Source organism: Vogesella sp. XCS3 (assembly GCF_020616155.1).
In the GTDB taxonomy this organism is placed as follows: Bacteria; Pseudomonadota; Gammaproteobacteria; order Burkholderiales; family Chromobacteriaceae; genus Vogesella.
The window spans coordinates 2558650-2572214 of sequence record NZ_CP085530.1; the positions used below are offsets into that span (position 1 = coordinate 2558650).

At 48.6% G+C, this 13565-nt stretch carries 11 protein-coding genes; 6 read left to right on the plus strand and 5 right to left on the minus strand.

Going from position 1 to position 13565, the window contains the following annotated elements; genetic code table 11:
• The first annotated feature begins 74 nt into the window (after window positions 1–74).
• From gyrB to LCH97_RS12280, 6 genes are all read left to right on the plus strand, one after another.
• The gene (gyrB, locus tag LCH97_RS12255) at window positions 75–2465 is read left to right on the plus strand and encodes a DNA topoisomerase (ATP-hydrolyzing) subunit B (protein WP_227301930.1); all 2391 of its coding nucleotides are present in this window, start codon (window positions 75–77) and stop codon (window positions 2463–2465) included.
• Between the two features lie 526 nt (window positions 2466–2991).
• A complete protein-coding gene (locus LCH97_RS12260; protein WP_227301931.1) occupies window positions 2992–3846 on the plus strand; it encodes a toll/interleukin-1 receptor domain-containing protein in 855 nt (284 codons plus the stop codon).
• A 174-nt stretch (window positions 3847–4020) separates the two neighbouring features.
• The gene (locus LCH97_RS12265) at window positions 4021–5310 is read left to right on the plus strand and encodes an ATP-binding protein (RefSeq protein WP_227301932.1); all 1290 of its coding nucleotides are present in this window, start codon (window positions 4021–4023) and stop codon (window positions 5308–5310) included.
• Entirely contained in the window at window positions 5303–6259 is a 957-nt protein-coding gene (locus LCH97_RS12270; RefSeq protein WP_227301933.1) for an O-methyltransferase, read from the plus strand. The genes LCH97_RS12265 and LCH97_RS12270 overlap by 8 nt, the downstream gene beginning before the upstream one ends.
• 164 nt (window positions 6260–6423) lie before the next feature.
• Window positions 6424–7356, plus strand: a complete 933-nt coding sequence (locus LCH97_RS12275) for an IS5 family transposase (RefSeq protein ID WP_227301934.1) — start codon at window positions 6424–6426, stop codon at window positions 7354–7356.
• Window positions 7357–7397: 41 nt separating this feature from the next.
• Window positions 7398–7580 carry a hypothetical protein gene (locus LCH97_RS12280; RefSeq protein ID WP_227301935.1) on the plus strand — a complete coding sequence of 61 codons (183 nt, stop codon included), beginning with the start codon at window positions 7398–7400 and terminating at the stop codon, window positions 7578–7580.
• Here the strand turns inward: LCH97_RS12280 and dndE are convergent.
• The 5 genes from dndE to LCH97_RS12305 all read right to left on the minus strand — a co-directional run bounded on the left by dndE (window position 7570) and on the right by LCH97_RS12305 (window position 13479).
• Window positions 7570–7944, minus strand: a complete 375-nt coding sequence (dndE, locus tag LCH97_RS12285; RefSeq protein WP_227301936.1) for a DNA sulfur modification protein DndE — start codon at window positions 7942–7944, stop codon at window positions 7570–7572. The two genes, LCH97_RS12280 and dndE, sit on opposite strands and share 11 nt — an antisense overlap.
• Complete coding sequence (dndD, locus tag LCH97_RS12290; RefSeq protein WP_227301937.1) at window positions 7945–9909, minus strand: DNA sulfur modification protein DndD; 1965 nt, start codon at window positions 9907–9909, stop codon at window positions 7945–7947.
• 8 nt (window positions 9910–9917) lie between these two features.
• Window positions 9918–11396 carry a DNA phosphorothioation system sulfurtransferase DndC gene (dndC, locus tag LCH97_RS12295; protein WP_227301938.1) on the minus strand — a complete coding sequence of 493 codons (1479 nt, stop codon included), beginning with the start codon at window positions 11394–11396 and terminating at the stop codon, window positions 9918–9920.
• 11 nt (window positions 11397–11407) lie between these two features.
• Window positions 11408–12514: a DNA sulfur modification protein DndB gene (gene dndB, locus LCH97_RS12300; protein WP_227301939.1), complete on the minus strand. Its 1107-nt coding sequence runs from the start codon at window positions 12512–12514 to the stop codon at window positions 11408–11410.
• A 113-nt stretch (window positions 12515–12627) separates the two neighbouring features.
• Window positions 12628–13479 carry an HNH endonuclease gene (locus LCH97_RS12305; RefSeq protein ID WP_227301940.1) on the minus strand — a complete coding sequence of 284 codons (852 nt, stop codon included), beginning with the start codon at window positions 13477–13479 and terminating at the stop codon, window positions 12628–12630.
• Between the last annotated feature and the right edge of the window lie 86 nt (window positions 13480–13565).

Genomic DNA, 13565 nt, shown 5'->3' on the forward strand with positions numbered 1-13565 from the left:
GGCGGCCACCAGCCTAAGGTTGGCCGCCAGCATGGGGGCAGCTGCCCCGAACGAACAGAAACAAGAGTGGGTTTATGAGCGAACAGGAATACGGCGCGGACAGCATCAAGGTACTAAAAGGTCTGGACGCAGTGCGCAAGCGCCCCGGCATGTACATTGGCGACACGCAGGACGGCACCGGCCTGCACCACATGGTGTTCGAAGTACTGGACAACGCCATTGACGAGGCGCTGGCCGGCCACGCCGACACCATCAAAGTCACCATCCACCCGGATCAATCCATCTCGGTGGAAGACAACGGCCGCGGTATCCCTACCGACATACACCCGGAAGAAGGCCGCTCGGCAGCCGAGGTCATCATGACCATCCTGCACGCCGGCGGTAAGTTCGACAGCAACAGCTACAAGATCTCCGGCGGCCTGCACGGCGTGGGCGTATCGGTAGTGAACGCGCTGTCCGACTGGCTCAAGCTCAAAATCTGGCGTAACGGCCAGGTGCACGAAATGGAATTCCGCCGTGGCGAAGCCGTGGCCCCGCTGACCATGACCGGGCACACCACCCACCGTGGTACCGAGGTCACCTTCCGCGCCAGCGAAGAAACCTTCGGCCACGTAGAGTTCCACTTCGACATTCTGGCCAAGCGCATCCGCGAGCTGTCGTTCCTGAACGACGGCGTGGCCATTACCCTGATCGACAAGCGCAACGGCAAAGAAGAAAACTTTGCCTTTAGCGGCGGCGTAGCCGGCTTCGTGCAATACATGAACCGCAACAAAAACGCCCTGCACCCCAAGGTGTTCTACGGCATTGGCGAAAAAGAAGGCATGACCGTAGAAGTAGCCATGCAGTGGAACGACAGCTACCAGGAAAACGTGCAGTGCTTCACCAACAACATCCCGCAGCGCGACGGTGGTAGCCACCTTACCGCCCTGCGCCAGGTGATGACCCGCACCCTGAACGGCTACATCGAACAAAGCGAAGTGGCCAAAAAAGCCAAGGTAGACACCACCGGCGACGACATGCGCGAAGGCCTGACCTGCGTGCTGTCCGTAAAACTGCCCGACCCCAAATTCAGCAGCCAGACCAAAGACAAACTGGTCTCCAGCGAAATCGGCCCCGTGGTAAACGAAGTCATCAGCGAAGCCCTGAAAAACTTCCTGATGGAAAACCCCAACGAAGCCAAAATCATTACCGGCAAGATTGTGGAAGCCGCCCGCGCCCGCGAAGCCGCCCGCAAAGCCCGCGAAATCACCCGCCGCAAAGGCGTGATGGACGGCCTGGGCCTGCCCGGCAAGCTGGCCGACTGCCAGGAAAAAGACCCGGCCATGTCCGAACTTTACCTGGTCGAGGGTGACTCCGCCGGCGGCTCCGCCAAGCAAGGCCGCGACCGCAAGTTCCAGGCCATCCTGCCGCTAAAAGGCAAGATCCTGAACGTGGAACGCGCCCGCTTCGACAAAATGCTGCAAAGCCAGGAAGTAGCCACGCTGATTACCGCCCTGGGCTGCGGCATTGGCAAAGACGAATACAACCCGGACAAGCTGCGCTACCACCGCATCATCATCATGACCGATGCCGACGTGGACGGCGCGCACATCCGCACCCTGCTGCTGACCTTCTTCTACCGCCAGACCCCCGAGCTGGTAGAGCGTGGCCACATCTACATCGCCCAGCCGCCGCTGTACAAAGCCAAGCACGGCAAGCAGGAACGCTACCTGAAAGACGATTTCGAGCTGAACCAGTACCTGCTGCAGCTGGCGCTGGACAAAGCCGAGCTCACCCCCGCCGCCGGCGAAGCCCCGCTTAGCGGCGACGCCCTGGGTGAAATCGCCCGCCAGTACCTGCAAGCCCGCGCCGCCATCGACCGCGAAAGCCGCGTAGTAGACCCGCTGGTACTGCACGCCCTGATGAAGGTTGGCCGCATCAGCCTGGATAGCGAAAGCGCCGCCGCCGCCGCCGTACAGCGCCTGGCCGCCGTACTGCCAGCCGAGCTCATCAAGCTGGACGCCCTGCGCGACGAGAAAAACGACGCCTGGCTCATCAAGATCACCCGCATGCTGCACGGCAACGTGCTGGTTACCGTGCTGGACCAGGACTTTTTGGCCACCGCCGACTACGACGTACTGGCCAAAACCGGCGACATGCTGCACGGCCTGCTGCGCGACGGCGCCCAGGTAAAACGCGGCGAAACGGTAAAACCGGTAAGCGAATTTGGCGACGCGCTAGACTGGCTGCTGGGCGAAACCCGCAAGGGCCTGTCCATCCAGCGCTACAAAGGCCTGGGCGAAATGAACCCCGGCCAGCTGTGGGAAACCACCATGGACCCGACAGTACGCCGCCTGCTGAAAGTAAAAATCGAAGACGCCATGGCCGCCGACGACGTGTTTACCACCCTGATGGGCGACAACGTCGAACCACGCCGCGCGTTTATCGAGAGCAATGCGTTGATTGCGCGGAATATTGATGTTTGATTTTGTAGGATCCCATGAATATCTAGATATTTCCCACTTTTCTAGATTTTTGGGATACAGCTCACTGTACTCAGCTTAGCAAATGGCCTCCAGGTTTGGAGGCCATTTTTCATTTCTAGGAACAAATGATATTTGCAGTTATGGGGACTGTGAGCTTGTTTGTTGTGCTTAGCAATCTGCCCACCTCTCTCAATTACCTGCACCAGACGTCGGTTTTCTGCCTTCAGAAAGATGTAAACACACTTCATTTCAGCGGTATAGATTAAGATTTTTCTCCAACGATAGGTGTCAGAATACGCTGGTCTCCCAGTGATGAGGTTTGCCTGAGAGTTGCTGATAAGCATAGACACAGTCATAACGTTTGCTTGATTGGAGTCTGCGACATGGCTACAGCTTGTCAAATTATTAGAAATTATGATATTAGGGTGTTGAGTGTTTTTCTGTAGTAGCGTTACCCAACGGTCTTGAATACCCTGATAAACACAGTCAGCTTCTGCCGCCCTATTGGAACCTCATCGAGAGCAAGATGCCCATCTTCATTAGCTACTCACATAAAGACAAAGAGTTCGTCGACAAGCTCACTATGCAACTCGTACAGCGTAACGTCAATGTTTGGCTAGATCGCTGGGAGCTAGCAGTCGGTGATTCAATCATTGATCGCGTGCAAGAAGCCGTCGACGGCGCTAGCGCATTGTTGGTAATTCTTTCGAAAGCATCTACTGGGTCAGAGTGGTGCAAAAAGGAACTTTCCGCAGGTCTTCTTCGGGAGCTGGAGGAGAGGCGCGTCGTTGTGATGCCGGTAATGCTAGAAGACTGCGATGTACCAGTGTTCGCACGCGGGAAAATGTTTGCTGACTTTCGTACAGACTTCGATGATGGACTTCGCAGTATTTCTGAAGGCGTTGCAAAAGTTACAAACTCTGCGATGGCCAGAGCTAAGGAACCTGACTTCAACACTGATTGGTCAATCGATTGGGGGTTTCGTGCTGGACAGCTCTCAATGATGATTACTTATTTACAAATTCCATCTAACTACCCTTACTCGTGTTTAACTACTGTAGAGATAGTTGGTAGTAAAACTGCAAGCGAGATTTTTCAGAAAATCAGTAAGGAAAGCCATCCTGACTTTGCTAAGCTACATGTTGTGAAGCTTATCGTCTCTTTCTTTGATAAATTCGGCGAAATGAAAGCATTGCTCTCTGATGAAAAGTCGAAAATTAAATTACTTGAAATCAAGGGACCAGAGCTACGGGAAAGCTATAATCTTCGCATAATGACTCGGCGACTAGGCGAAGATACGGGGCGAGATGTACTAATTCATGTAAGCTCTCTCGTTCGATATACTCTGCAACATATGGCCTCAGTTCTTCGTGGAAAATAATATTGGCCTAACAACATAATAAACTATTGCGGATATTTCTGCATTCGAGAGAAATTAATATTTCTCTGAGATGCAAAATTATTATTTTAAAATAAAGCCAGTTCGCTTTATTGCGAATCAGCTTATATTTACAATTTTGCATATTATTATGAATCTAAAATTAGGAGCTTGGGGATGACCGAAAATAAAATAAATGCACGTCCGACCAAAGAATTTTTTATTCACATGTTGACACGTGACATTGCAACAGATAGAGCGATACTAGATTTAATTGATAATAGCATTGATGCCGGAAACTCAAATTCAATTGAAAATCCAAGTATTGCGATAGTCGCAAATAGGGATGTGTTTTCAATTCATGACAATTGCGGGGGGCTTGATTTAGAAACAGCTAAGACGTATGCATTTAGATTTGGCCGATCAGCAAGTAACCCTCAAACCCCTAACTCTGTTGGGCAGTTTGGGGTCGGCATGAAAAGAACTCTTTTCAAAATTGCTGATGAATTTTACGTAGAATCGATGTGCAACAATATTGCATATCGTGTATCTGTTAATGTAAATGAATGGTTAGAAGAAGAAGGTGAATGGGAGTTTTCGTTCAACCTTCTCGATAAGCACGACCTTACCGAAGGCCAGACAACTATTGTTGTAACGCACATTAAACCAGAAGCCGTTGATCTACTTGATGATCCGTCATTTCTTAATAGACTGGAAAATGAAATTTCTGAAGCTTATTTCAAACAACTTCATGACGGGCTAGAGATAAAAATTAATGACCGTCAAATAAAATCTAATGATATTTTTATCAAAAAATCGGATGATTTAGGGTATATAAAAACAAGCTTTTTACTTCATGATGTAAATGTAACTATAACTTGCGGCATTGCAGATCGAGATAAAGAAGATGGTGGCTGGTATGTTGTTTGCAACGGACGACTTGTTGCTGCCGCGAATCAAACATCTGCTACCGGGTGGGGACAAAATGGAGTGCCTAAGTATCATGCCGACTATGCATTCTTTCGTGGATTAATTGAATTTTCAAGCGCTGACTCTTCTAAACTTCCGTGGACAACCACGAAAACAGGTGTTGACCAAGATAGCAAAATCTATAAAGCCGCTCTACATCATATGAGCACGCACATGAAGACTGTTATTGCATTTTTACGCGAAAGAGCTCAAGAAACAAACTTTCTCACCGAAGGGAAGATTTCAAATGCACCTCTTCAAAATGCAATCGAACAGGCTCATGTGATTCGAATTTATGACGCTGTAAATACAGACGTATTCATTAGACCGGAAAGGCTTCTACCTGCCGGTGAAGATCGAACTACATCATCAATTCAATATTCTGTTCCAGTTAAAAAATTAGATATAGCAAAAGAAAAGTTAGGAGTAACGACAGCGCGCGAAGTGGGCGAAATGACTTTTAATTACTATTTTTCTTATGAGTGCGAAGATGAGTAACTCAGGACGAAAAATCAATTATTCAATTAGGCCCGCAAAAAATATTGAACGAAAAATGATGCGGGATATGTTCTTAAGACTCAGGGAGTTTAATCGCCTTGAAGACTATTCCTACGTTGGGTTCGGATCGAAATATTTTACCGATTTTATTGTTTTTCATAAAATACTAAATATTTCCAAGATGATCAGTATAGAGTCTGACGTTAACAATAGAAAAAGATATGAATTTAATAAACCATATTCATGCATTACCATGCAATGGGGAAAATCAACAGAAGTAATACCGAAAATAATATCGGAAAATAAAAAATCAATATACTGGCTGGATTACGATGATGTTTTTCAGAGCTATATGCTTAGTGATGCAGCCATACTTTCTGAGCAATTGGAATCAGGAAGTTTTTTTTGCGCCAGTTTTAATTGCGAACCATTTGTTCCACAAGATGCGAGCGAAGATGAAATTAGAAACAAGCTTGTGGATATGGTCGGAAAAGACTACGTCGGGAGCTCAATTGAAACTAGAGGATGGCAAAAATCTACAAGAATTGCTGTTTTTTTGAAAAATTGCTTAAAGCAGAAAATTGAACATGTGCTAAAAAACAGAAATTTATCTCTTGGAGATAATGAAAAACTGCAAATTTCGCAGGAACTATTTTTCATTTATGCAGATGGCGCCAACATGGCAACTGTCGGCTTCTTTTTTTACACAAAAGAAGATGAAAATAAATATCAAAACTGTGGATTTTCTGATTTTTACTTCAATAAAAATGGTGATGAACCATTTTTAATAAAAACACCAAATTTTACTATCAAGGAGATAAGGCACTTAATGGAGAAAAGACCTGATCTTTCAGGGATAAATTATCAAGTATTTACTCAAAAAGATGTGGAAGAACTTTGGGAGAATTACAGATACTTCCCCGGATTTTCTGAGGTAGAGTCGTTCTGAATATTTTCTCATTAGATTGGCTTTGTTGCATAATCCCATAGCTGGATGAGCTTTCTCCACCCCTGGGTGAGAGTTCCATGCCATGTGTCTATTGGTATGGGTTTGTGCAACAAAGGGCTTTGTTGCACAAATCAGTGCTTGCGTCCGTCCGGTAGAATGACCGCATGAGCAAGCCCCTTCCTCCCAAGTACCAAACCATCAACTGGCAGTCATACAACCAGTCCCTCAAGCAACGAGGGCAGCTCCTTCTCTGGCTCGACAAAGGCATGAACTGGTTGGCACCGGCTACCGGCAGGCGGGGACGGCAGCTAACTTTTTCTGATGCTGCCATCCAGTTCTGTCTCACCATCAAATGCCTCTTTGGCCTGGCGCTACGGCAAGCCACAGGTATGGTCGAAAGTATGTTGCGCCTGGCTGGCCTTGACTGGGCCGTCCCCGACTTCAGCACGCTTTCCCGCCGCCAGAAAGACCTGCAAGTCCGCATCCCGGTACAGAAAAAGCAAGGTTGTCTGCATCTCTTGGTGGATAGCACCGGCATCAAGATGATGGGTGAAGGCGAGTGGAAGGTGAAAAAGCATGGCGCTGATTACCGCCGCCAATGGCGCAAGCTGCATCTGGGCATAGATGCGCAAACGCTGGAAATCCGGGCAATGGAAGTGACCGACAATCGCACTGGAGATGCCACGATGCTGCCAGAGCTGCTATCGCAAATTCCGGCGGGAGAGGGACTGGTAACCGTCACCACGGATGGGGCGTACGACACACGCCTATGTTACGCAGCGATTGCAGAGCGTGGGGCGGCAGCCATCATTCCCCCACGTCGAAATGGCCAATTCTGGAAAGGGAATTTACGGGGCAATCAGGCTCGCAATGAGTCGCTACGAGCGGTGAAGTATCTGGGGCCCGCGCTCTGGAAAAAGTGGAGTGGCTACCATCGCCGCAGCTTGGTCGAAACGAAGATGCACTGTTTCAAATTGCTGGCAGATCGGGTTAAGTCACGGGACTTTGACCGGCAAGTAGCGGAGCTTCAAATCTGTGCAGCGATTCTGAATCGCTTCACAGCACTGGGCACGCCGCAAACGGTCCGTATGGGATAAATCCGTCTGGGGATTGGGGTAGTTCGACCTACGGCTGATTTGTGCAACAAAGCCGCAACAAAGCCAACAAAGCCAACAAAGCCAACAAAGCCAACAAAGCCAACAAAGCCAACAAAGCCAACAAAGCCAACAAAGCCAACAAAGCCAACAAAGCCAACAAAGCCAACAAAAATTATAACAACCTGCTTATGCAAAGCGTGCTTAGATATTGTGTTAACAAGTAAAATTTAATTTTTTGTTTAATTCGTTCTCACTCATGCTAGACATAAATGATAACCCTCGATGGATATGACTATTCAAAAACTGTCTAGCAACAATATCGCTCCTTTCTAAGCGTTCTTGGTCCAGCCACAAGAACAAGAGGTTGAGATATAGGGCTTCATAACCTCCTGTAAACGTTCTCCAATCTATATCAATTCCACCATCAAAGTTAAATTTTTCAATAGGTAATTTTCCCGTACTACCTATGGAAATACAAAATGCATATCGGCAAAAAGTATTGTAGTGATTGATGCCTGTTTTGCGCTTCAAAGTGATCAGCTGATTCTTAGCAACTGCGGTTAATCTGATTCGATCAATCTGTATCATTTAAATCTCCGTAGCGACAACAGAGGTGCTACGTCGCACTTCGTCAAACTCCAGGCCCATAGCCGCCGCCATAAAAGGCTGTAGCGCTATATAGGCTGGGCCATGCACTTCTTCATCAGTGGAAAGCACAAGCACCTGATGGGAGACTTTTCCGAAGAAATTATTGATCAGTGACTCACGATGCTTCTGATCCAGACGAGCCAATGGCGTATCTACCACCACAGGAAAGCGCCCCTTCCTCTCTTGAATTAGTGCACTAAGCACGGAAATAGCCAGAATCTGCCGCTCGCCAGCCGACAAGCGTTCCATCGGCAACGCATGGCCAGCGGTATCGATAATGGAAACCGTGTAAGTATCTGGGTCAACATTGACTCTTCCTACCAGCCGCTTCTTGCGCAGCAGTTGCTGGAAGGATTGCGTAATCATGTTAGATAGCCAGGTGGCTTTGCTGGCAAGCAACCGCTCCCGGAAAACCAGCAACGCTTTTTTCGCCCGTCCAGCTGCTTGCAAGCCGTGCTGCTCCAAAGCTTTATCCTTGAACTCTTCCTGCAAACGCTTGTGTGCAGCATTCAGGCGTGTTTCTGTATGAGTCCGATATGTCTGTAGCTCAGATAGCTTAGTCGTCAACACTAGCAAGTCTGACTCGGTCTTCGCAACCGCATGCGCACGCTGCTGCAAGCCACCCAAAACACCGGCAAGCTGCTCCTCTGCAGGTATTTTCCCAACCGCACGTTCAGCCTTCGATAGGGTGGATTCGGTTTGTTCAACCTGTGCCACACATTTCTGTAGCGATGAGACTGCCTGCTCCAGCCGTGGCTGAATTTCATGCGGATTACCACCTGCTTGTAATACAGGTTGGCGTACATTTTCTGCTTTGAATCTAAGCAAGTCTACCTGTAACAACTCGGCCAAGCGCTGCTTCTCTGTGGAGGGCAAAGGCAACTGTTGTAGTAAGCGGCGATCGCGCTTTTCAAATTCACTGGCAAGCAAAGTAGCATTTTGTGCCTGCTGATCGATATCCCATTGGGCCTTGTATCTATCCCAAAGAGGGCCAAGCCAAGTGAGAGGAAGTAGTGGATCTTCTATTGCATCGATCAATTCTGCCTGCGCTTGCTCATTTCGCTTTCGAGCGATATCAACTTCCGCCTTTAACTCTGCAGCTTTTTCATAGGCAGTTAAGCCTTTGCGCTGGGCATCCAGCTTGTAGTGTTCCAATTCTGACTTGGCTACATCCAGCGTATTTTGCAGGCTAGCTCTTTGCTGCTGCAGAACAGTGATGGATTGTTCTGTTACCTCAAGCTGTTGAGCAAACTTCTCGGCATCTTCACGCAGCTTGGCATGCTCGCCACTGCTTTCCTTGTTACGCAGATTGGCTCGCCGTTCTACTGCCTTCAGATCAGTCGCCAATGAGTCGATTCCACCCAGACCCAAGAACACTTCTGTAGCACGGCGCAACAAATCGGGTAAACGGTCTGGGCTGGCCAGAGCCTCAATTTTTTCCCCATCAAACAGGAAAAGCTGGACTAGCTCGGCAGGCAAGATGCCATTGATGAATTCGTCCCAACTTTCAGTAAAAGCCATGTCTATCATTCCATGGCTACTTACTGTCATGTTTTCTTGCAGGTTGCCAGCGGATGTTCTCCATTCGCGCCGAATGGCAACAGGCTGCTGTCTGCCCCCCGCCTCCACAAGCAGATTAACTTCAACAGCCGCATTACCCACTGCATCTTGTCTTAACAGGCTCTGGATAAGCTGATCGTATTCTGACTTTCGAGCCAGATTAATTGCCTTGTAGCCATAAAGTGCAATCTGGATGGCCGTGAGTAAGGTTGTCTTACCACTGCCATTCAGCGCTTTGATTAAAATAACCGGTTTGCCATCACGTACGGAAAGCGGCAGGGTTTGGCGCTCGCGAAAGGGCCCCAGGTTTTCAATCGAAATATCGGTAAATGTTATTTTTGCCATGTTATTGCTCAGGCCAATATTGTCGAAGCGTCATTACTATCTCCATCGCTCGCTTCGTCAATCTGCTCTGCGTTGCTTTCCTGTTTCTGTGTACTCATGGCAAATTCCAGTGCCTCTTCTTCCGTCCGAAATGCATTGTTCTGCAAAATAGATTCAAGGCGATCCAGATGTTGAGAACGCTTCAGAGTCTGCTGTGCTTGAAACTGCTCTGCCAATAGGCTACGTGTTAGGCGGTACAGTGTTTCGGCAGCCTCTGGGTCTATCTCATCTGCCACGGCCTTGAGCAGCGCAAAGTCACTACCATCCAACGGGACGGACTCTATTTCTTTACCCGGATAGGGCTGCTGGTAGACCGACTCATAAATGTCAGGTAGCAAATCTTCTATTTCGCCTTTTTCTTCTACCCAGATTCGGCGAATTTCTTCTAGCTCTTCTAGAGAAATTAATTCTACATTGTGATAACCAACTTTTTCGCCTGCTTCTTTTACCAGCTTTTGGGTTACCAGTAGTTCTTTCAGCAACGCTTCCCGCTTTGTTTGCAGGTATGGGCCATGAATAAGTGCATCATTCAGTACCTTTAGCTGGCCATTCATTCTTCTAAAATCACGCGTTTCTCTATCATCGGTAGTGAGATGTGTATTTCTAAAGTCTAGAATGGGCTGCATCCATGCTTTTTGCTCATCATTCTGAACCATAGCTTGCATGGATTTATCTTGAGATACCATGGTACAAACATAGCAGCCAAAGCGGCTATCGCCACAGCTGGGGGTAGACGTATCTACTACAATTGGGCACTCAGCATCTGCAGTGGCACCACGGTATATATGAAAGAGCTCTTGGTTACTTACACCCCAAGGGTTGTCTTCCGTAATGAGGTATTCCCATACATCATCGCTAGTCCACGTTTCTACTGGCAAATACACCCATACTCGAGAAAGCTTAGGGTCTTTATTACGACTTAGGCGGTCGCGGGTGCTGCCATGGTAGGTATCCATTACTTTATCACGCGCCTGGCTTTCACCACGGCGTTGGCCTAGCACAAGGATAGCTTCGCCATTAGCCTCAGATAGTTCTTGAATAAACTTGGTCGATGCACTGATTTTTAGCCTATCCGTGCACCACCGAAAACGGTTGCGGGGCGCAGGGTAGCCCTTACCAATTAGGCTTACCCAAAAACGGTTTTCTAATGTGGGTGTGAGGCGGTGCGCTCTGACGGGCATGTTTTGTTGCTGAGCAGCAGAACGCATAAGCTCTAGTGAGCTAGCGACCCATGCTGCAATAACCGGGTTTTCTACCAGCGTATCAGTGCTAATAACGTGAATAAGCTTTGTACGCTTGCTAAGCGGCAGTTGTTCAATAGCTCGCCAAACAAGCTGCAGCGATGCTGTAGAGTCTTTACCGCCGCTATAGCCAATAATCCAGGGCATACTATCTGATAGATAGATTTTCTGGATTTCTTGGATGATAGTTTCAACAGGTGTTGTCATACGCGACCTCGTTAAGCTTTGCGAACAGCACGTACCGCGAGGAACGCGTTCTCAACATTCTGTTCTTCCAGCGTTAGGTCTAAGCCTAACGCTTGCTTGATAGCATTACTGGTTAAAGTGATATTTTGACTATTTTTGGCTAAACGGCCGCCTATCATGGCCCGGCCTTCCCATAGTGCGCTGTTGCGTCGCGACCAATCTATGGTTTCCAGCTTCTTAAGCAATGTTTGCCAGCTACCCGGCTGCTGTTTAAGTAGCACCCGCCCCATTCGCCCTAATGCTTGCAGCACAATTGCATGCGAATGGATAAAGTCTTGCCGTACTTCCCCTGCCGTCATCCGGCCTTCTCTAACATATCGCCACTCTGGTATGGCTTCGCCTACTGCATCCCAAAATGCACCGCTTACCTGTGTAGCTTGCGTAAAGTCATGCAGCGCCTTTTCCGACAACAGCTCCGCGGTGGCGAAGTGTAGCGCACTCAAAGTAAACAGCTTACGTGACCTAGCGGCTAGTGATGAACGCTCGCCTTCGATCAGGTTATGGAACACTTTAGAGGTAAGCGACAGGTGGCGGGCCACGTTGGCCGCAGCACTTCGGTGGTCGTAAAGCACACCTAGAGAGGGCGAGGGCTTAACGGCATGGCGGTTTAGGTCAGCAAACATTTGCTGGCACCTTGCTAAGCCACGATCTATGAAAAACACCACGGCGATTGTTTCATCTGCCAGCGCTGGTGACTCTTTCAACGCCTCTTCAATAGCTGCACGACGGTGTTGACCATCATTCACGATGAAGCGAGCGTGCATGTCTACCCGCAGCGTCCCCATACGGAAGCTGGTTGCATCCGTGCTGGATACAGGCTCAAACGTAACGGCACCATCTATCGATGCCGTAATCGCTGAGAAAGTGTAGTCATCTTTATTGGAAACGATATAGCGGGCAATGTCTGGCACGCGGGCACGGTTTAGCGTGCGCTGAGCGCGCAACTCGGGCAGTAGCTCCTCGTTATCAAACTCAAAGAGCTTGGCCAACAAGCGCAGAGGGCACATGGATACATAGTATTCACGCCCAGCTTGGATGCCTCGGATAGCAGGAAAGGTATAGGAAAACGCGTTAGCCATAGGACTATGGATGGTAGCATGTATGTCTTTATATAGACATACATTTGGCTAGATCCAAAGCTATGTTCGCGGAAAATTTTCCATTCAAAACAAATATTTATTGCATTGCATGGTTACTTGCTAGCTTGTCGCAGCTCTTGCAGCTGGTGCGTACATACCGCGGCAGACTCGCCAAAATGCACCTCGCGGTGACAATTTGCACACAACGCAGCCATATGGTCTGGGTGGTCTAAACCGCCGTCAGACAGGCGGTTGATATGGTGGGGCTCCAGATATGGGCTGCCATCTTTTTTGCGAAATGGTGCAGGTTGCTTGCACAGCTCACAATGCCCGTTAGCCCTAGCCAAGACATAGCGCTTTACTTGTTCGCTACGTTTGTAAACTTGCCGCCGTGCTGTGGATTTGTTGCCATCTGCAACTTGGGGCTTACACGCAGCGATAGCTCTCTGTCTGAGCTCTTCAATTGATAACTGCGTCTCTTCGCTCTCTTCTTCGACCACCAACAGGTCCTGGTCAACGGTCATCTCTGATTGCACTGGCATCAAATGGAATTGAATGATCTCCCGGTCTTCTCTTTCAGAGTCTGGCCCACGGGTTAGAACGTGCGAAACATAAGCAAACTCGCCTTTGTACTCACATACGCCCCTACCATGGTTAAGAAATACATGTAATGCACGGCCATCCTCTGCATGGGTTGCAATGGCAAGGTTACTACCAGTGAGCTTCATGTCGCCGCGTCGGCCAGCGCCGGTATACGTCAGCCACCCCCTGTCATCAAAGCTATCGCTGTAACCATAGTGCTCCCCCGACTCTGCCATGAACACAAAAATAGCAGGGCTTGTCCTGGACTGCGCAATACCACTTTGCCCATTGCCACCATAGCGCCCGGTAATCTCTTTTCTACGGATGTAGTGCTTACCCAGCACAAAGCTAGGCAGGTGTTTTAGTTCGGTTGGGGAACTCATGCTGGCTATAAATTTGATTTCAATAATATTGAATTCAGCTTATGGCATGGTTTCTATGGATGCAATATGTATATCGATAAAGGTTG